Source organism: Bacillus vallismortis (genome assembly GCF_004116955.1).
Lineage (GTDB): Bacteria > Bacillota > Bacilli > Bacillales > Bacillaceae > Bacillus > Bacillus vallismortis.
The window spans coordinates 1,136,669-1,154,954 of record NZ_CP026362.1 but is presented as its reverse complement, the minus strand read 5'-3'; the positions used below and the strand labels follow the sequence as shown (position 1 = coordinate 1,154,954).

The following is an 18,286-nucleotide window of genomic DNA, read 5'->3' as shown; positions in this document are numbered from 1 at the left end:
ACCTCCTTATGAATGATCAATAAAATACAGCCAGTGAAATAAAGACCCCGCGATTTTCCCAATCACGATCGCCATTAATAGAATAATGATTTTACTTCTGAGACCGATTCGTTTTGCTAAAATCGGCAGCACATTTAAAACCTCTGTAAGGGCAGCTGCAAGCATCCCGACAAATACACCCGCCAGCAGCCCGACCGGTACAGCAATCCATTTTGTTAAAAATAGATGGTTCATATGAAGCGTCTCCCATCCCCCGCATACCGCGCCAAGAATAACAGCCGCTTCATAAGCCTGTACAAATCTCATCGTTTTGGTAAGCTGCATCAGCCTCGGGATGATTCCCATTACGGTTAAAAAAGCAACGAAGCCAGCCCCCACCGTGATGCCTCCGCCGAGCCCGACAAAAATAATGAACAATACACTAACGATCATGCAAATCCTTTATTGTTTCTTGATTCTCATGCATGGCCACATATTGATCGAGATCAAGCTGATAGTTAAACATCTCAACCTCCAGCGGGCTGGGCTCTTCATTAAGGCGCTTTTTAAAGATGTGGTTAAAAAACACGATCATCCCCAGTCCCAAACCGATGCTGTATGGGATTTGAAGCAAGTATGGATAGTCATTCCTCTCTCCGGTTATGATTTCATATAGTGCAATATGAACATCTCTCATGCTGACATCCTCATGAAAGTTCATAATGGCAAGACACGATCCGATAAACAGAAGCAGCCAGACACCGATAAACAGAACCGTTGATAAATGCCGTTTCCGATACTGAATTTCAACAATGGTTTCTGCTCCGCCTACTGTTTGAACATCAAGGGCCGGATCTTGTAAATGAATGGCTTTGAGGACTTGTATGATATCCAGAATTACGATATTTTTATCTTTTTCGCTCACCTGATAAAGCGGCATAGCCGACAGTTTCTTTTTCAGCTGATGCTGTCCTTCAATTTGCGCGGCATCTCCGACCGTGATGATATCTCCCGGATGGGCCATCACCCTGTGGCGAAGTCGGATAAATATACGTCGTTCCATCATCGATCACCATCTTTCGGTGGTTATATATGTAGTATGTGGTTCGATTTTGTTCTCATTCATCCGCTTGTAAAGACCATAAATTACCACGCTTTTGCACAAAAAAAAGCCAGCCTGCATGGAAGGCTAGCTATCCGGATGATCCATTTGAACCTTGATCTGTTTTAATATTTTCTTTTCCAGCCTGGAAACCTGAACTTGAGAAATCCCAAGCCGCTCAGCCACCTCGGACTGTGTCTGGTCTTTATAATATCTGAGATAGACGATTAATTTTTCCCTTTCTTCCAAATCGCTGATTGCTTCTTTCAGCGCAATTTTGTCAAACCATTTTTCTTCTGAGTTGTCAGCGATTTGATCAAGCAGGGTTATCGGATCTCCGTCATTCTCATAAACGGTTTCGTGAATTGAAGACGGAGCCCTTACCGCCTCTTGGGCGAGTACAACATCTTCTGGTTCAATCTCCAAATGGTCGGCGATCTCCTGCACTGTCGGCACTCTGCCCAGTGTTTTTGAAAGCTCATCTTTTGCGCGCCGGATTTTGTTTCCGAGCTCTTTTAATGACCTTGACACCTTTACCGTTCCGTCATCACGGATAAAACGCTGGATTTCCCCGATAATCATCGGCACTGCATACGTTGAAAAACGCACATCATAGGTTAAATCAAATTTGTCAACAGATTTTAACAACCCGATGCAGCCGATCTGGAAAAGATCGTCAGGTTCATATCCTCTGTTTAAAAACCGCTGTACGACAGACCAAACAAGACGCATGTTTTTTTCTATGAGGAGGTCTCTTGCCTGCTGGTCGCCATTTTGGCTTTGTTTGATTAATTCCTTTACTTCATGATCCTTCAGCTGAGCGTTTTTGCCGTTTTTCTTAACCTCCACATCCATAACAAATCTCCTTAATTACAAAGCGCTTTGCTTTTTGATAAGTGCTTTGTTAAGCGAATCGTTGTGCCCATCTCAGGCGATGAATCGATCCTGACATCATCCATGAAATTTTCCATAATGGTAAAGCCCATTCCAGAGCGTTCAAGCTCAGGCTTCGTCGTGAATAAAGGCTGGCGGGCTTCTTCAAGATCTGTAATGCCCCTGCCTTCATCGCGAATGGTCATATATACGACATGATCTTCCAGCGTCACTGAAATATAAACTTTTCCGTCACAGTTCTCTTCATATCCGTGGATAATGGCATTGGTCACAGCTTCTGACACGACTGTTTTGATTTCGGTCAGTTCGTCCATTGTCGGGTCAAGCTGGGCAATAAACGAAGCAACTGTCACGCGGGCGAACGACTCATTCTGGCTGAGGGCAGAAAATTCAAGATGCATTTCATTTTTCATGATGCCACCCCCAGCGTCAGCAGCGCCTGCTGCTCGGATTGTTCAAATCGGATAATTTTAAACAGTCCCGACATATCAAACAGCCGCTTCACTGCAGGAGAGATCGCGCAAACGACCATTTCCCCGCCAATTTGCTTAATTTGCTTATATCTTCCTAAAATGACACCAAGCCCCGAACTGTCCATAAAGGAAAGGTCCTCCAAATTCAGCACAATATGACGAATATCATCCTTTTCTAATGCTTGAGTCACTTTTTGTTTCAGGGTTTCAGCCGTATGGTGATCGAGTTCGCCTGTTAATCGAATACAAAGCACAGATTCTTTGACATGCATGTCAATTCCAAGGCTCATGCTCATTCCTCCTTGATATGATCGGATAATGAGTGTTTCGATTTTGATGGAATGAATTCCTTCACCGTGACAAAACTAGTGATCATTCGGCATAATTACTTAAATTTTGTCCAGTCTCCCATTGTCCGCTTTAAGAACGTTAAGAACCCGGCTTTCTTCATATCTTCTTTTGCAGCAACGGGACTTTCAGCGAGCACTTCTCCATCCTTTTTCAGAACGAGTGTGCCAAGCTCTTGGCCTTTTTGAATAGGAGCGCTTACATTGTCATTCAATTTAATTTCTTTTTTTACATGTTTCATATCCTCGCCTTTTTTCGTCAATATTGAAATCGGCTCAGAAGTCGTGAGTTCGATAAAAGTTTGTTTTCCTTTTTTGACCTTCACTTTTGCTACTGTTTCATTCCGTTTATATAAAGGATGCGTTTCATATTGACTAAAAGCGAAATCAAGCATCTTTGTCACTTGAGCGTTTCTATCTTTAGGTGTGCTCGCCCCGAACACAACCGCAATGGCCCGCATGTTTCCTTTTTTAGCCGAAGCTGTCAGACAATATTTCGCTTCACCTGTATAGCCTGTTTTTACACCGTCTACGCCGGGATAAAACTTAATCAGCCGATTCGTATTCACAAGCCAAAACTTTTTATCTGTATTTTCGCGCAGGTAATCCTCATACGTGCCGGTGAATTTCGTGATTGATTCATATTTCAATAATTCCTTAGCCATGATTGCCATGTCATAAGCAGAACTATAATGGCCCTCTTCGGTCAGCCCGGTCGGATTTTTAAAGGTTGTGTTTTTCAAACCCAGCTCTTTTGCCTTTTTGTTCATTTTCTTCACAAATTCTTCTTCTGAGCCGGAAATGAATTCTGCCATCGCTACAGAAGCGTCATTTCCCGATGCGATTGCGATGCCTTTCAGCATTTCTTTGACCGTCATTTCCTCACCCGGCTCAAGGAAAATCTGTGAGCCGCCCATTGAAGCGGCATGCTCGCTCGTACGGACCTTATCACTCATTTTGATTTTGCCTTCATCTAAAGCTTCCATAATTAAAAGCATCGTCATAATTTTCGTCATGCTTGCAGGCGCCAGTCTCTCATTGCTGTTCTTGTTGTAAAGCACTTTTCCCGTGTCACGTTCTATCAGCACCGCAGACTTCGCTTCATGAGCAAGCTCTGAAGTGCCTTTTCCGTCTTGTTTTGCAAATGCAGACGGTGCAAATGTAAGCAGCATGATACCAATCAACAAAGTGGATAAAAGACGTTTCATCTCAAAAGCCCTCCATTTCATAATCCTTTTTATTTTTTCCAAGCGGGATGGATTTATACGCCACTGATGGAAAATGTTTCGTATTTTTTGGGCATAGAAAAAGACAGCTGCGTATATTAAACACAGCTGTCTTTTGATCTTTGTATCCTTTTTATTCGTACTTCGAGACTACCGCTTTCACAAGCTGTAAAAATCCTGCTTTTACTTTTTCAGTCTCTTCCATTACTTCATCATGGCTTAAAGGCTGATCCAGAATTCCGGCTGCCGCGTTAGATATGCAGGAAATGCCAAGGACACGCATTCCGGCGTGGTTTGCCACAATCACTTCCGGAACAGTAGACATGCCGACTGCGTCAGAGCCCATTGTTCTTAAAAAACGGACTTCTGCCGGTGTTTCGTAAGAAGGTCCTGTCACAGCGGTATACACGCCTTTTTGGATCGGAATGTTAAGGTCTTTCGCAATCTTTTCAGCCAGGCCTGATAGATCTTTGTCATAGGCTGACGACATATCTGGAAATCTGACGCCGAAATCGGCTTCGTTTGGACCGATTAACGGATTTGTTCCCATAAAGTTGATATGATCGGTAATGATCATTAAGTCTCCCGCTCGGAATTCAGTGTTGACACCGCCAGCGGCGTTTGTCACGATCAAAGCTTCCACGCCGAGCGCTTTCGTCACACGTACAGGGAAAGTGACTTTCTCCATTGAATAGCCTTCATAAAAATGAAAACGGCCCTGCATCGCAATGACGGAAACTCCTTCAAGGGTGCCAAGCACAAGCTGTCCGGCATGTCCTTCAACAGTAGATACCGGGAATTCAGGTATGTCTTCATATTTCAGCTTGATTGGATTTTCGATTTCATCCGCCAAAATGCCAAGACCAGATCCTAAAATAAGGCCGATCTTCGGAGATTCCGGCAGGTTTTGTTTAATAAAAGCGGCTGCGCGTTCGATTCTGTTTTTCAAGAAACAGTCCCCCTATTGTAATAAAGATAAAAAGCTTTTCCCGTATTTCGGTTGATTCGTTTGAAAGTTATCAGCGATCGTAGCGCCGATATCAGCAAATGTGTCTGCAAGCGGCAGCATTTGCGCATTCTCATGTTTTTTGCTGTAAGCGAGAATCGGCACAAACTCGCGTGTATGGTCGGTTCCGTGATGAATCGGATCATTGCCGTGGTCGGCTGTGATGATTAGCAAATCATCTTCTTTCATTTTCTCAAACACTTCCGGAAGCCGCGCATCAAATTCTTCAAGCGCGCGTCCGTAGCCTTCCGGGTCGCGGCGGTGTCCGAATAAGGCGTCGAAATCAACAAGATTCGCAAAGCTCAGACCAGTAAAGTCCTCTCCCAGCGTATCAATCACCTTGTCCATTCCGTCCATATTGGAAACCGTTCTCCGGGAAGAAGTAATGCCTTCTCCGTCATAAATATCAGAGATTTTTCCGATTGAGATGACATCTAAGCCGCTGTCTTTCAATTCATTCATGACAGTGCGGTCAAACGGCTTAAGTGCATAGTCATGGCGGTTTGGCGTCCGTTTGAATTGTCCAGGCTCTCCGACGAACGGCCGTGCGATAATGCGGCCTACCATATACTTCGGATCAAGCGTAAGCTCTCTTGCCGTTTCACAAATGCGGTACAGCTCTTCAAGCGGCACAACCTCTTCGTGAGCGGCAATCTGCAAAACAGAGTCAGCAGATGTGTAAACAATTAAAGCCCCTGTTTCCATGTGTTCTTGGCCAAGTTCATCCAAAATTGCTGTGCCGGAAGCCGGCTTGTTCCCGATAATTTTGCGTCCAGATCTCTTTTCCAGCTCCTGAAGCAGTTCATCAGGAAACCCTTCCGGAAACACTTTAAACGGTTTATCAATGTATAGTCCCATGATCTCCCAATGGCCTGTCATGGTATCTTTGCCGTTGGACGCTTCTTGCATTTTTCCATAATACGCAAGCGGATGTTCTGTTTTTTCAACACCTTTGATATCTCCGATGAGACCAAGGCCGAGTTTTGCCATATTCGGCATATGTAATCCATTCATATGCTCGGCTATATGCCCGAGCGTATTGGCGCCTTCGTCATTAAAGTCTGCGGCATCCGGCGCTTCGCCGATTCCGACTGAGTCCATTACAATTAAAAACACACGATTATATTTGTATGCAGGCATCTTGAAAGCCTCCTTTTTTTCTATACGTCTATTGTATCGCCAAGAGGTCTGACAACTCAAGTATAAACCGTTTTCATTCCCATTGACAATGCATTTGGAAATAATGAGAAACTTCAATATTTTCTGTCCCGTTAAACAAAAAAGCCGCAGCCACCTGCGGCTAGGCGCGCGGATGAAACTGCTTGTACACATCCTTCAGCCTTGTTTTCGTCACATGCGTATAAATTTGCGTCGTGGATATATCCGCATGGCCGAGCATTTCCTGCACCGCTCTTAAATCAGCTCCATTCTCAAGCAGATGGGTCGCAAAGGAATGCCTGAGAGTATGCGGGGTCAGCTCTTTTTCAATTCCGGCTTCAAGCGCGATTTTCTTTAGGTTTTTCCAAAATCCTTGACGGCTGATTTGCTTGCCGTGATGATTCAAAAAGAGAGCATCAGACACTTTGTTCTTTAGTAGTTTCCCCCTGGCTTTCGTCATATATTCCTCAATCGCGGAAGCGGCGGCTTCACCAATTGGCACAATCCGTTCTTTTCTTCCTTTCCCGAAGCAGCGGACAAAACCCATGGATAAATGAACATCTGCCGTTTTCAATTCTATCATTTCACTGACTCGTATGCCTGTCGCATAAAGCAGCTCCAGCATCGCTTTATCCCGATAGCCAAAAGGGCTCGTCAGCTTAGGCGTGTCCAATAATCGCTCGACTTCATTGAGCGCGAGCACCTTCGGAAGCGCCCGTTCGGTCTTTTGTGTCTCGATATGAACGGAAGGATCCTTGTCCGTCACCTTTTCCCTGAGCAGAAATTGGTGAAAAGAGCGAATGGATGCCAAATGCCTCGCTGATGTCTTGCCGGATTTCCCCGCGTCCTTCAAATGCTTTAAATATTGGATAATATGTATGCGGGTTACGTGATTCCAATCAGTAAGATGAAGGGTTTCTGTTAAATAGAGAGAATAGCTTTTCAGGTCCCGTTCATAGGATACCACCGTGTTGTGAGAAAGCCCTCTCTCTACCATGACGTAGTGGATGAAATCCTTGATTTGATCTTTCACTCTTGATCTACTCCCCGTTTTGGTAAAAAAAGATCAACCGGTCGAACCATCCGCCTTTTTCATCCTGATCCATTTCAACAACTTTTACAGCGGAGCCTTCCGGTTTATCGTACCGATGATAGTTTTCATACTCTTGATTCACCCATATCATAGCATAATAGAACAGAGCGGTAAAACCGGTAAACAGGATGAAAACTTTTAATGCATCGAGGGCTGTTTTTAGGAATCTTCCCATGTCCTAATCGATCCTTTCCTATGGTTCCAGTTATTTAAACCATATGCCAAATCAGAAAGGTTTTATACATAGAAACAGCAAAAAACCCTTTCCCCATGAGAAAAGGTTCGCGCTCGGCACCGTCTATTCAGTTTCCGTTCCGTTACAGCGGTGGCAAATGCCGTGAAACGTCAATCTATGATCTTTAATCTTAAATTTCCAATCACGTTCAATGATTTCTTCCACGTCTTCAAGCAGATCTTCTTCAATTTCATCAACGGCTCCGCACTCCATGCACACTAAGTGATGATGAAAGTGAGCTGCGCCCTCTTTCCGAAGGTCGTAACGGGACACGCCGTCACCAAAGTTAATTTTATCAACGACTTTTAATTCAGTTAATAATTCAAGCGTACGGTATACTGTTGCGAGACCGATCTCAGGAGATTTCTCTTTTACGAGGAGGTATACATCTTCTGCGCTTAAATGGTCTTCTTCGTTTTCAAGCAGCACTCTTACTGTCGCTTCACGCTGAGGCGTAAGTTTGTAGCTGGATGAGTGCAGCTGTTTCTTAATTCGATCAATACGGTTTTCCATGTCTTTCCCTCCTACGCCGCATTCCATGACTCATTATAACAAAATACGCACAGAGTTCCAACTATAATTATTATAAACTGATAAATAAAATGTTTTTCTTTTAATAATCATTTTAAAAAAGTCTCGATGTGAGCTTTTCCATTAAAACAGGTGATAAATAGGCTTCAAAAAGTGATGAGATCAGCGCTAAAAACAAAATGACCAGAAGCACGAAAGCATACCGGCCGAACCACTGAATCGGCGCATCATGCAGACTCCGTTTAACAAACAGCTGCCTGATTAACTTTAGAGAAAACGCAATCGCACACGTGCCCATAATGAGATAAGCAGGAATCAGCAGCACATTTTGCGGTAAAACGGAAACAAAGGATAAGAAAAAACCGCTGATTCCCATTTGATTGACGAGGAATCCGACAGTAAAGCCGACGACGATTCCTTTCAGAAAGATCATGATGAATATAATCGGCATCCCAATGACGGAAATTCCTAATATCCACATGAGTCCTAAATATTTTACATTATGAAAGATACTTTGCCAAAACATATCAGATGACCTTGCCTGTTTATCCTCTGAAAGCTGGCCGAAAAATTGGCTTAAATAGTAATATAAATCTTCTTTCTGGCTGATGGTCATGCTGTTGACAATAATCGCGCCAAATATGACACCCATGAAAAATAGGACTGAGACAAATATATAAAGAGAGAGATGATCTTTGACATGTCTGAGAAACATATCCTTATAAGAGATTTTTCGCATTCCGTTTCCTCCCGCCCGTTCTAGTGATTTGATTTAATAGATTGTATGAAAGAAACGGAAAAACATGCCCTTTTTCAAAAAAGAAACGATAGAGACGAATGCTAGGCGGCTTTTTCGGGCACAAAAAAATCCTTATCATCAACCGCTGTATGATCATAAGGATTCTTATTTTGTTTATTCAACATGTCTTTTTTGCTTTTTGTCTTTCTTTCATGTGTGCTGAACGATGGTGTGCTGCCTCTTGATAATAAGACGTTACGTCCGCCGTTTCTCAGCAGATGCTCCCGCTTCTTTTTCGCTCGGCTTTTTGCCATAATGATCACTCCCTTATTTGTTTCCACACATATTATAGCAAAATGAACTCAAAATGAGAAAAAACAGCACCTGGCGTAACAGGTGCTGCTGTTTTACTTTATTGATTTCACTGCTGTAAGGGCCGCGCGCTCGACTGCGGCTGCTACCTCATGATGGACTTTTGAATCAAGCGGCTGCGGGACCACATCGCCTTGCTTCGTGCAGGCTGCGATGGCCTCTGCTGCTGCGACAAGCATATCATGATTGATCTCCTTGCTTTTTGCGTTGAGCGCTCCTCTGAAAATACCCGGGAAGCCAAGCACATTATTAACAGAACGGCCATCAGCTGCATATGCGGCGCCGGCCTGCAGCGCGGCCTCCGGCTCAATTTCCGGCTTCGGATTCGATAATGCCAAAATCACCTGGCCAGACCGTACAAATGCTGGTTTAATTAACCCGGGAACTCCCGTTGTGGCAATGATAATGTCACATGTTTCCATGAGCTCCTCGATGCCGGCAACTGCCTGTCCGCCATACTGTTCTAGACGGTTCATCGCTTCCTCTGATTTGTCTGTTCCGTACACAGCTTTTACGCCATAGGCCATAAACATCCGGCAGATAGCGACGCCTGCTGCGCCCAGTCCGATTTGCCCAACCTTCGCTTCTTTCAGGTCAACACCTGCACTCCTGCATGCCGAGATGGCAGCTGCCAGCGTTACAACAGCTGTACCGTGCTGATCATCGTGCATAACAGGGATGTTCAGCTCCTCTTTTAGGCGGTCCTCGATTTCGAAGCAATGCGGCGAGCCGATATCCTCAAGCAAGATGCCGTTAAAGCCCGGAGAAATATGCTTTACCGTTTTGATGATTTCTTCAGGATCACTCGTATCAAGCAAAATCGGAATGCCGCTGATACCCGCCAGCTGATCAAACAGAGCAGCCTTTCCTTCCATGACAGGCATGCCTGCCACAGAGCCGATATTGCCAAGGCCCAGAATTGCCGTTCCATCCGTTACAATTGCGACAGAATTGCTGATCGTAGTATAAATAGACGCTTTTTCAGGTTCTTTTTCAATCAGTCTGCACACGTCTGCAACACCTGGTGTATAGACACGCCCAAGCTCTGCCAGTGAGCGTATTGGCATTTTGCTTTTCATTTGGATTTTTCCGCCTTCATGTGCGGACAGGACTTCATCAGATACGGTGTGAAGCCTGATCCCTTCTCCCAAGCCCTGTACAGCCGCGATCACTTCCTGAAGCTGTTCTTCATTCTCCACTTGAACGGTAATATTCCGCATTGTGTAATTGGGACCGACTTTCACTGTCTCCACTTCACCAATATCCCCGCCCAGAAGGCCGATTGCCGAAGCCACCCTTCCAAGGTTTCCGGGAACCGAAGGCGTTTCGATCATCAGTGTTCGAATCATGTGTTTCGCTATCATTCAGTGATCCTCCCCTATTAGCCTAGTTTTTCGGCTTTAGCTGTATTGTTTTTCGTATACCATATAAATTTTCCTGTATAACCATAGATAATAGCAAGACCTATTGCAACAAAACTGAGCCACATAAACGGCAGATAGGCGAAGGTTGAAACTCCTAAAATACCAGCCATGTAAATACCGTTATCAGACCAAGGAACCATACCTGAAGTTAAGGTTCCCCCCACCTCCGAGTTACGAGACAGCACCCTTCTGTCGAGATTCAATCGATCGTAGCTGTTTTCCATAATCTTCGGTGTCAAAATAAGAGATACATACATCGCACAGCCGAAGATGTTTGCTAAAAACGCTACAATCAGCGTAGAAACAGTGACGTTGCCCGGTGATGTTAATTTCTTTTCAAACATAGAGACGATCACTCTTAAGACGCCAAGCTTTTCAAGCAGCCCGCCGAATCCGAGACCAAAGATAATGACGACAAGCGAACCGAGCATTCCGACAATGCCTCCGCGATTTAACAGGCCGTTCAAGAATTCAACATCTGTTTTAATCGAGAATCCGTTGTAGGCAGTTGCAACCGCGTCCGCTGGATTCATGCCTTGGAAAACAACCGCCCAAATAGCGCCTAGCAAAGCGCCGATTACGATGACCGGCATTGATGGCTTTTTCATCGCCAGTAAGACAATAACGACAATAGCCGGGATCAGCATCCAAATATGAATGTCAAACGTATTTTGCAAAGATGATTTCAAGAATTCAACTTTATCAAGATCAATATTTTTCCCGCCGTACATAAAGCCCGTAATGGTAAATAAAATTGCTGTAATGACATACGCTGGGACGGATAAAAAGAGCATAGCCCTGACGTGGTCTAAGACATCCACTTTCGATAGTGAGGATGCAAGAACTGTGCTGTCTGAAAGAGGAGACAGCTTGTCTCCGAAATAAGCGCCTGAAAGAATAGCGCCCGCTACAAGAGGAAGCGGAAGGCCTAAACCTTCTCCAATAGCGATCATGGCAATGCCGGCAGTTCCGACTGTTCCCCATGATGTTCCTGTTGCTACAGACATAATGGAACAAATAATTAACGTTGCAAGCAAAAAGATACTAGGGTGAATAAATTCTAAACCATAGTAAATCAGAGTCGGTACAATCCCACCGGCGATCCATGTTCCAATAAGCGCTCCTACTGAAACAAGAATCAGAACGGCTTCAAGACCGTTTGATATACCATATAGAATGGCATTTTGCATATCTTTATAAGAATAACCAAGTCTGATTCCGAGAATCATTGCGATAAACCAGGAAATGAAAAGCGCGAGCTGTATCGGCAAGTCTAAAAAAACTGTAAACGACATGACAAGTGCTAAAAATGATCCTAGTACAATAATAATTTCGAATAATGTTGGCAGTCTTACATCCTTCAAAAGAAGTCCCCCTTCATGTAAAAAGCTAAAACGCTTTCAATAAATAGTACAGCACACGTATACTATACTTCCTCATCCCTATGTTGTAAACAGCTTATTCACCAGCCGATCCGCCGATGAATAAGCTGTATATTGTTTAAATTTTATTTTTCTAATAGTTCTTTCCCTGCGATCCCTGGTTTTGTCATCTCGTATGGATTTAAAATGATATCCAATTCTTCTTCTGTCAGCACATCATGCTGCAGGCAAAGGTCACGGACCGATTGGCCTGTCATAATGGCTTCCCGGGCAATTCGGGCTGCCGCTTCATAACCAAGATGCGGATTGACTGCAGTGATGACGCCTGCGCTTTTTTCCACGTATTGTTTCAAGCGTTTTTCGTTGGCCTCGATGCCTTTTAAGCAATTGTCAGTGAACGAGCGGAACCCGTTGTTCATGATGCTGATGGATTGAAGCAAATTAAAGACAAGCACGGGCTCCATCACGTTCAATTCAAGCTGGCCGGCTTCTGATGCAAGGCAGATTGTATTGTCGTTTCCAATAACTTGGAACGCAATTTGGTTGATCAGCTCGGCCATAACCGGATTGACTTTTCCCGGCATAATGGAAGACCCCGGCTGACGTGCAGGCAGAGAAATTTCCGCAAGTCCGGCGCGCGGGCCTGATGCCATTAAGCGAAGGTCGTTTGCGATCTTTGACATGTTCATCATGCAGACCTTTAATGCTGCCGACACCTCTGTATAGGCATCCGTATTTTGTGTCGCATCAACAAGATGATCAGCGCCGACAAGAGGAAGCCCGCTGATATCAGCAAGGTGTTTCACAACCTGCTTGATATATTCAGGATCTGCGTTCAGGCCGGTACCGACAGCCGTCGCGCCCATGTTGACCTCATACAGGTGCTGGCGTGATTGCTTGATTCGTTTGATATCACGTTCCAGAACACGGCTGTACGCTTCGAATTCCTGGCCAAGACGGATCGGAACAGCATCTTGAAGGTGTGTTCGCCCCATTTTAATAACAGAATCAAATTCCTGTGCTTTTTGTTTAAACACATAATGCATGTCTTCCATCGTATTCAGCAGTTTTTCTAAAAGCTTTAAAGTGGAAATATGGATAGCAGTCGGGAACACATCGTTCGTTGACTGAGACATATTCACATGTGTGTTTGGGCTTAAATGGATATAATCGCCCTTTTGATGTCCCATGATTTCAAGCGCCCGGTTTCCGATCACCTCATTCGCATTCATATTCATAGAAGTTCCGGCACCGCCCTGAATCGGATCGACGATAAACTGCTCGTGCCATCTGCCTTCCAGAATCTCGTCAGCGGCTTGTACGATAGCTTGGCCAATTCCTTCATACAGCCGTTTCACATCCATGTTGGCAAGAGCCGCGGCTTTTTTGACGATCGCCAGCGCATTAATCATTTCTTCATGGATCTTGTATCCCGTAATCGGAAAGTTTTCAGAAGCACGGAGCGTCTGAATCCCGTAATAAACATCCGCTTTAATTTGTTTTTCCCCAAGGAAGTCTTTTTCCACGCGGTATTCTTTTTGGCCGTTTAACATAATCTTTAACCTACTTTCTCTATGGTGGTTATCGTTTTTGCCATTTAAAGGACAACGTCATCAGCAATCGGCGTTTCCATAATCCTCTTGACGACAGATAGATCCGCAGACTGGCCGAGTGCCCACATTAATTTCGGCACGATTGCTTCTGTATTCATATTTCTGGATCGGATAATTAAGTCTTGGTTGACTCTGCGGCCGACTTCGTAAATGCTCATGTCTTCTCCTTCTTCCAGACATTGAGTTGTGATCACGACGACGATTCCGCTTTCGATCAGCTCATTCACTTTCGACAAAATATCTCTGCCTTCAAACGGCACGCCTCCGCTGCCATAACTCTCAATGACGATTCCTTTGTAGATGCTTTTTAGGGCATCGAACATTTCAGGCTTTAAGCCCGGATGCAGCTTCAGCAGACATACATCTGTGCATAGTGAAGTATCAACTGAGAAGGTGTCGTTCTCTGGGTCCGTTACTTGTTTGTTGTATTCGATCCCGTCTTCATTGATAAAAGCGATATATGGGTAATTGATGCTTTCAAACGCGTCGTAGCTTTTCGTTCTTAATTTGATCGCACGCGTTCCTTGAATGACTCTGCCGTCAAACACAACATAAACGCCGCCCACACCTTCACAGGCAAAGCGTATGGCATCTGTGATATTTTTTTTGGCATCCGTTTTTTGGAACGTGATTGGAATTTGCGAGCCAGTGATCACAATCGGTTTATCGGCATGCTGCAGCATATATGATAATGCGGCGGATGTATAGGCCATTGTATCTGTGCCGTGGGTAATAACAAATCCGTCATAGGCATCATAATTTTCCTTCACGGCTTCTGCTATTTCCACCCAGTATTCAGGCTGCATATTGGTACTGTCTATATTCATAAGCGACTGCGTTTCCATCGTGTAATCGTTATCAAGTTTTGATACGTAACTTAATAATTCATCAGCCTTAACTCCGGGAGCCAGCCCATTTTCCCCTTCAACTGAAGCAATCGTTCCCCCAGTCGTCAACATCAATAATTTTTTTTTCATACCATGCACCTCTTCACTGTATCTAAAGATGGGTTGCGAGAAGGTATTCGCTTTTCGCATACTTTTAATGCAATTATAGACACGGAAAATAAAATACGCAAGACATTATTATTCAATTCGCGTACACTTCCTAATACCTATATGATATAATCAGCTCAAGGTGAAAAAGGAGCGGAAGTTCATGAATCTAGATCGTTTAACTGAATTGAGAAAAAAGAAAAATTGGTCGCTTCAATATACAGCTGACCTTCTGGGTATCGCAAAAAGCACATATGCCGGCTATGAGTCAGGCTATCGGCGGCCTTCGCTTGAGGCGCTTGCCATGCTGGCTGACCTCTTTGACACAACCTGCGATGAACTTTTGGGCCGCGAGAAACAAAAGCAGACTGCTCCAAAGACCATTGAATTGACCACGTGGAGCAGCCTTGACTTAACGATTTCTGTTGATGGCAAGCCGCTGAGTGAAGACGAAATCATCCAGCTGATCACCTTTATCCGGACGAAGAGAAAAGTACAGGAGGAAATGGGTTAATCTTTCACTCACGGTTTAATTTTACCGTAGGTTCCTCCTCCTCCGGCTTTCAACTCCAGCTTACCGGATCTCGCTTTTACAATAAGCGCCGCGGTTTTCTGCGGGACAATGCGAGCCAAATCTTCTTCTGTTGCCTCATGAAGAACAGCCATCTCTGTTCCGAAGGCTTTTTTTAGTTTGTCCAGTGTTTTCGGACCGACACCCGGAACAAATTGCAACGGGATCTGGTGAACATATCGCGGACGCGAGACGCGAACTTCAGTCTGATCACTCAATTCACGCAATCTTTCGCTAACCCCTTTGGTAAACTTGGCGTTTCCGCAATTTGCGCACACCGTTTCCCCGCTCACAGCAGGTTCTCCGCATGCTTCGCAAGCCGTTTGATAATATTTTCCCAATAGCGGGTCCAAGCCGTAATTCGACGTAATTTTCCTGTCACCTTGTCCCCTTAATGCAAGAGCAAATTCGGTAAAATCAGCTGACTGCACATATAGTTCATTATATTCTCTGCCGATTTTCCCTAACGAATGCGCATCAGAATTTGTTAAAAAAGGATACTGATTTAATTCAGATACGTGTGAAGCCATGTCTGTATCACAGCTTAATCCAAGCTCCACCGCATCTATCATTGAGGGATCAAAAACCTCGGTTAGGCTTGATGCAACCCCTTTACCATATAAGCTTTTATGCGGTGTAAAAATATGGGCAGGAATAAAAAGCCCGCCCATTTCCTTCACTTTTTTTTGCAGATTCAAGCCCGTTTCATAGATCCGCTGTGAGCTTAAATGAATGTTTTTCAGCCGCGCTGACAGCCAATTTGAGAACCGCTTCATATCAGCCAGCGTCGGCATAAACACGAGCACATGGATCGGCCCGCTGCAGGCTTCATCATAAATCTCCAGCTCGCTTCCCAATAAAAGAGTCGTGCTGCGGTAACGAATTCCCCCGCCGGGCAGCTCGCGGTACGTCCCAGATGAAATGCCTTCCTCAAGCTCTAACATGACTTCCGGAGAATGACAGTCGATAATGCCAAGAAGTTCTATCCCTTTATGTTCACTGGCTTCTACCAAAATTCGGTCCAGCGTCAATGTTTTGGCGCCTGTTATTTTGACAGCCCTTCCTGTAAAGGTCCGGCCGATATGAATGTGCAAATCCGCGTAAATCTTTTTCATTTTTGTGCTTGGAGCGCTTCTTTCAGCTGAAGATACTGAATCGCATAGGCTGTTTTTGCATCATATACTTCACGCGATTCAACCAGCTTCAGCGCCTCTTCAAGCGTCACCTCCATCACTTCAACAAACTCGTCCTCATCAAGCTCCCGTTTTTCTTCAAGAATAGAAAGCTCTTCGGCAAGAAACACGTGGACGATTTCATCGGCAAAGCCGGGCGATGTATAAAACGCTGTGATTTTTGTCAGCTTCTTCGCTGTATAACCCGTTTCTTCTTCTAACTCCCGAAGTGCCGTATACTCAGGTTCCTCTCCTTTTTCAAGCTTTCCAGCCGGAATTTCAACGATCGTCCGTTCAAGCGGCTTACGGAATTGTTTGACCAAGATGATTTTCCCTTCATCTGTGACAGCTAATATGGCTACAGCTCCAGGGTGTTTCACAATTTCACGTTTACTCGCTTTGCCGTTTGGCAGCTCGACGTCCTCTACATAAAGATCAATGACTTTGCCTGAAAAGATCTGTTCTTTGGCAATTGTTTTTTCTTCTAATGACTTCATTTCTTCATCTCCCGTTCTGTCTCTATATCATGCCCCATACATTTTATCATACTAGAGAAAAGGGGGCTTCTTCGTGAAAGTCTACCGCATGCCTAAAGGTGTTGTCTTAGTCGGAAAAACGTGGGAGATTCGGGCGAAGCTAAAGGAGTACGGACGCACATTCCAATACGTGAAAGATTGGGTCTCTAAGCCATAAAAGTTGAAACTTTGGCTCCTTTATATTACGGTCAATACAAAGCCTAAAAAAGGAGTGTGCACATGAGAAAACACAAATTAGGTACATCTGATTTAGAAGTTAGCGAAGTCGGACTCGGCTGTATGTCTCTTGGAACCGAAAAAAACAAAGCCCTGTCCATCCTGGATGAAGCGATCGAGCTTGGCATCAACTATTTGGATACAGCGGATTTGTATGACCGCGGACGCAACGAAGAAATCGTCGGTGATGCGATCCAAAACAGACGCCAGGATATTATTTTGGCAACGAAAGCGGGAAACCGCTGGAATGACGAAAGCGAAGGCTGGTATTGGGACCCATCAAAAGCTTACATAAAAGAAGCCGTAAAAAAGAGCCTTTCACGGCTGAAAACTGATTATATTGATCTCTATCAGCTTCATGGCGGCACGATGGAGGACAACATTGATGAAACGATCGAAGCGTTTGAAGAATTAAAGCAAGAAGGTGTCATCCGTTACTATGGCATTTCTTCCATTCGCCCGAATGTGATAAAAGAATATGTGAAAAAATCAAACATCGTCAGCATTATGATGCAGTTCAGCCTGTTTGACAGACGCCCCGAGGAATGGCTTCCGCTTTTAGAGGAACATCAAATCAGCGTAGTCACCAGAGGTCCGGTTGCCAAAGGGCTTTTAACTGAAAAACCGCTTGAACAAGCGGCGGACAGCATCAAACAAAACGGGTATTTGTCCTACTCCTTCGAAGAACTGACAAATGCCCGCAAGGCAATAGAGGATGTTGCTTCCGATCTTACCATGACAGAAAAGTCGCTGCAGTATCTGTTAGCACAGCCGGCTGTCGCATCAGTGATTACAGGCGCCAGTAAGATTGAGCAGTTACGGGAAAACGTTCACGCTGCAAACGCACGGCGTTTAAGCGAAGAGGAAATTAAATCGCTGCAATCTCATACAAAACAAGACGTTTACGAAGCGCACCGCTGATAACAGAAAAACCAGCACCTTGTATGGGTGCTGGTTTATTTATATTGATGCCAATCCATTTGGCTTTCTTCCAGGAGCTCTTCAAAGCTTTTGTTTTTTTCGATCTCTTTTTTCTTTCTGATCTGCTCTGCTTTTTCTCTTTCCTGCCTCTTTTCATCCTCTTCCTTCAATTGGCTCTTCATCTCCATAAGCTTTGATTTGATGTCGGATTGAAGGCCATCTTTTAACTGGTGTTTTTCAGCTGACTTTTGTTTTTTCATGCAGGCTTCCCCCATGTTTTATTTTGAAGCCAGTTTATCAC

23 protein-coding genes are annotated in these 18,286 nt (G+C 44.4%); 3 read left to right on the top strand and 20 right to left on the bottom strand.

The annotated features are described in order from the left end of the window. Positions 1-6: 6 nt before the first annotated feature. The 17 genes from spoVAB to ansA form a co-directional block, all read right to left on the bottom strand. A complete protein-coding gene (gene spoVAB / locus BV11031_RS06285) occupies positions 7-432 on the bottom strand; it encodes a stage V sporulation protein SpoVAB (protein ID WP_003223948.1) in 426 nt (141 codons plus the stop codon). After that, on the bottom strand, positions 422-1,042 hold the full coding sequence (gene spoVAA, locus BV11031_RS06280) for a stage V sporulation protein SpoVAA (protein WP_010328180.1): 621 nt from the start codon (positions 1,040-1,042) through the stop codon (positions 422-424). The genes spoVAB and spoVAA overlap by 11 nt, the downstream gene beginning before the upstream one ends. A gap of 126 nt (positions 1,043-1,168) precedes the next feature. Continuing rightward, a complete protein-coding gene (gene sigF, locus BV11031_RS06275; protein ID WP_010328181.1) occupies positions 1,169-1,936 on the bottom strand; it encodes an RNA polymerase sporulation sigma factor SigF in 768 nt (255 codons plus the stop codon). A gap of 11 nt (positions 1,937-1,947) precedes the next feature. Further along, a complete protein-coding gene (spoIIAB, locus tag BV11031_RS06270; protein WP_010328182.1) occupies positions 1,948-2,388 on the bottom strand; it encodes an anti-sigma F factor in 441 nt (146 codons plus the stop codon). Next, a complete protein-coding gene (gene spoIIAA / locus BV11031_RS06265; RefSeq protein ID WP_010328183.1) occupies positions 2,385-2,738 on the bottom strand; it encodes an anti-sigma F factor antagonist in 354 nt (117 codons plus the stop codon). The genes spoIIAB and spoIIAA overlap by 4 nt, the downstream gene beginning before the upstream one ends. 95 nt (positions 2,739-2,833) lie before the next feature. Beyond that, positions 2,834-4,003: a D-alanyl-D-alanine carboxypeptidase DacF gene (gene dacF / locus BV11031_RS06260; RefSeq protein ID WP_010328184.1), complete on the bottom strand. Its 1,170-nt coding sequence runs from the start codon at positions 4,001-4,003 to the stop codon at positions 2,834-2,836. 151 nt (positions 4,004-4,154) lie between these two features. Beyond that, a complete protein-coding gene (locus tag BV11031_RS06255) occupies positions 4,155-4,970 on the bottom strand; it encodes a purine nucleoside phosphorylase I, inosine and guanosine-specific (RefSeq protein WP_010328185.1) in 816 nt (271 codons plus the stop codon). 12 nt (positions 4,971-4,982) lie between these two features. Further along, positions 4,983-6,167: a phosphopentomutase gene (gene deoB / locus BV11031_RS06250; protein WP_010328186.1), complete on the bottom strand. Its 1,185-nt coding sequence runs from the start codon at positions 6,165-6,167 to the stop codon at positions 4,983-4,985. 160 nt (positions 6,168-6,327) lie between these two features. Further along, positions 6,328-7,218, bottom strand: a complete 891-nt coding sequence (xerD, locus tag BV11031_RS06245; RefSeq protein WP_010328187.1) for a site-specific tyrosine recombinase XerD — start codon at positions 7,216-7,218, stop codon at positions 6,328-6,330. Between the two features lie 7 nt (positions 7,219-7,225). Next, a complete protein-coding gene (locus BV11031_RS06240; RefSeq protein WP_003223970.1) occupies positions 7,226-7,453 on the bottom strand; it encodes a YqzK family protein in 228 nt (75 codons plus the stop codon). A 123-nt stretch (positions 7,454-7,576) separates the two neighbouring features. Further along, a complete protein-coding gene (gene fur, locus BV11031_RS06235) occupies positions 7,577-8,026 on the bottom strand; it encodes a ferric iron uptake transcriptional regulator (protein ID WP_010328189.1) in 450 nt (149 codons plus the stop codon). Positions 8,027-8,138: 112 nt separating this feature from the next. Next, positions 8,139-8,783 carry a stage II sporulation protein M gene (spoIIM, locus tag BV11031_RS06230; protein ID WP_010328190.1) on the bottom strand — a complete coding sequence of 215 codons (645 nt, stop codon included), beginning with the start codon at positions 8,781-8,783 and terminating at the stop codon, positions 8,139-8,141. Between the two features lie 101 nt (positions 8,784-8,884). Further along, on the bottom strand, positions 8,885-9,097 hold the full coding sequence (locus tag BV11031_RS06225; RefSeq protein ID WP_010328191.1) for a hypothetical protein: 213 nt from the start codon (positions 9,095-9,097) through the stop codon (positions 8,885-8,887). A gap of 93 nt (positions 9,098-9,190) precedes the next feature. Further along, on the bottom strand, positions 9,191-10,519 hold the full coding sequence (locus BV11031_RS06220; RefSeq protein ID WP_010328192.1) for an NAD-dependent malic enzyme: 1,329 nt from the start codon (positions 10,517-10,519) through the stop codon (positions 9,191-9,193). A 17-nt stretch (positions 10,520-10,536) separates the two neighbouring features. Then, a complete protein-coding gene (gene nhaC / locus BV11031_RS06215; protein WP_010328193.1) occupies positions 10,537-11,943 on the bottom strand; it encodes a Na+/H+ antiporter NhaC in 1,407 nt (468 codons plus the stop codon). 143 nt (positions 11,944-12,086) lie between these two features. Then, on the bottom strand, positions 12,087-13,514 hold the full coding sequence (gene aspA / locus BV11031_RS06210; protein ID WP_010328194.1) for an aspartate ammonia-lyase: 1,428 nt from the start codon (positions 13,512-13,514) through the stop codon (positions 12,087-12,089). Between the two features lie 44 nt (positions 13,515-13,558). Next, positions 13,559-14,551 (bottom strand): asparaginase, encoded by a 993-nt coding sequence (gene ansA / locus BV11031_RS06205; protein WP_010328195.1) that lies wholly within the window; start codon positions 14,549-14,551, stop codon positions 13,559-13,561. 181 nt (positions 14,552-14,732) lie between these two features. On the opposite strand from ansA, the gene ansR reads away from it, so the two are divergent. After that, positions 14,733-15,083 carry an HTH-type transcriptional regulator AnsR gene (gene ansR, locus BV11031_RS06200; RefSeq protein WP_010328196.1) on the top strand — a complete coding sequence of 117 codons (351 nt, stop codon included), beginning with the start codon at positions 14,733-14,735 and terminating at the stop codon, positions 15,081-15,083. An 8-nt stretch (positions 15,084-15,091) separates the two neighbouring features. On the opposite strand, the gene BV11031_RS06195 is transcribed toward ansR, so the two are convergent. Together BV11031_RS06195 and nudF are read right to left on the bottom strand one after the other, a co-directional pair. Next, entirely contained in the window at positions 15,092-16,255 is a 1,164-nt protein-coding gene (locus tag BV11031_RS06195; RefSeq protein WP_010328197.1) for a TIGR00375 family protein, read from the bottom strand. Further along, positions 16,252-16,809 carry an ADP-ribose pyrophosphatase gene (nudF, locus tag BV11031_RS06190; RefSeq protein WP_010328198.1) on the bottom strand — a complete coding sequence of 186 codons (558 nt, stop codon included), beginning with the start codon at positions 16,807-16,809 and terminating at the stop codon, positions 16,252-16,254. Before nudF ends, BV11031_RS06195 begins: the two co-directional genes overlap by 4 nt. A gap of 73 nt (positions 16,810-16,882) precedes the next feature. Here nudF and mciZ point away from each other — a divergent pair, with 73 nt between their 5' ends. Next, positions 16,883-17,005: a Z-ring formation inhibitor MciZ gene (gene mciZ, locus BV11031_RS06185; protein WP_010328199.1), complete on the top strand. Its 123-nt coding sequence runs from the start codon at positions 16,883-16,885 to the stop codon at positions 17,003-17,005. A gap of 62 nt (positions 17,006-17,067) precedes the next feature. Further along, positions 17,068-17,985, top strand: a complete 918-nt coding sequence (locus BV11031_RS06180; RefSeq protein WP_010328200.1) for an aldo/keto reductase — start codon at positions 17,068-17,070, stop codon at positions 17,983-17,985. Positions 17,986-18,020: 35 nt separating this feature from the next. On the opposite strand, the gene BV11031_RS06175 is transcribed toward BV11031_RS06180, so the two are convergent. Continuing rightward, positions 18,021-18,245, bottom strand: a complete 225-nt coding sequence (locus BV11031_RS06175) for a YqkE family protein (protein WP_010328201.1) — start codon at positions 18,243-18,245, stop codon at positions 18,021-18,023. Positions 18,246-18,286: the final 41 nt, after the last annotated feature.

Bases quoted from the DNA above. Each gene is read 5' to 3' on its own strand.
- spoVAB (WP_003223948.1), bottom strand. From the start codon at position 432: ATGATCGTTAGTGTATTGTTCATTATTTTTGTCGGGCTCGGCGGAGGC.
- spoVAA (WP_010328180.1), bottom strand. From the start codon at position 1,042: ATGGAACGACGTATATTTATCCGACTTCGCCACAGGGTGATGGCCCAT.
- sigF (WP_010328181.1), bottom strand. From the start codon at position 1,936: ATGGATGTGGAGGTTAAGAAAAACGGCAAAAACGCTCAGCTGAAGGAT.
- spoIIAB (WP_010328182.1), bottom strand. From the start codon at position 2,388: ATGAAAAATGAAATGCATCTTGAATTTTCTGCCCTCAGCCAGAATGAG.
- spoIIAA (WP_010328183.1), bottom strand. From the start codon at position 2,738: ATGAGCCTTGGAATTGACATGCATGTCAAAGAATCTGTGCTTTGTATT.
- dacF (WP_010328184.1), bottom strand. From the start codon at position 4,003: ATGAAACGTCTTTTATCCACTTTGTTGATTGGTATCATGCTGCTTACA.
- deoB (WP_010328186.1), bottom strand. From the start codon at position 6,167: ATGCCTGCATACAAATATAATCGTGTGTTTTTAATTGTAATGGACTCA.
- BV11031_RS06240 (WP_003223970.1), bottom strand. From the start codon at position 7,453: ATGGGAAGATTCCTAAAAACAGCCCTCGATGCATTAAAAGTTTTCATC.
- fur (WP_010328189.1), bottom strand. From the start codon at position 8,026: ATGGAAAACCGTATTGATCGAATTAAGAAACAGCTGCACTCATCCAGC.
- spoIIM (WP_010328190.1), bottom strand. From the start codon at position 8,783: ATGCGAAAAATCTCTTATAAGGATATGTTTCTCAGACATGTCAAAGAT.
- BV11031_RS06225 (WP_010328191.1), bottom strand. From the start codon at position 9,097: ATGGCAAAAAGCCGAGCGAAAAAGAAGCGGGAGCATCTGCTGAGAAAC.
- BV11031_RS06220 (WP_010328192.1), bottom strand. From the start codon at position 10,519: ATGATAGCGAAACACATGATTCGAACACTGATGATCGAAACGCCTTCG.
- aspA (WP_010328194.1), bottom strand. From the start codon at position 13,514: ATGTTAAACGGCCAAAAAGAATACCGCGTGGAAAAAGACTTCCTTGGG.
- ansA (WP_010328195.1), bottom strand. From the start codon at position 14,551: ATGAAAAAAAAATTATTGATGTTGACGACTGGGGGAACGATTGCTTCA.
- ansR (WP_010328196.1), top strand. From the start codon at position 14,733: ATGAATCTAGATCGTTTAACTGAATTGAGAAAAAAGAAAAATTGGTCG.
- BV11031_RS06195 (WP_010328197.1), bottom strand. From the start codon at position 16,255: ATGAAAAAGATTTACGCGGATTTGCACATTCATATCGGCCGGACCTTT.
- nudF (WP_010328198.1), bottom strand. From the start codon at position 16,809: ATGAAGTCATTAGAAGAAAAAACAATTGCCAAAGAACAGATCTTTTCA.
- BV11031_RS06180 (WP_010328200.1), top strand. From the start codon at position 17,068: ATGAGAAAACACAAATTAGGTACATCTGATTTAGAAGTTAGCGAAGTC.
- BV11031_RS06175 (WP_010328201.1), bottom strand. From the start codon at position 18,245: ATGAAAAAACAAAAGTCAGCTGAAAAACACCAGTTAAAAGATGGCCTT.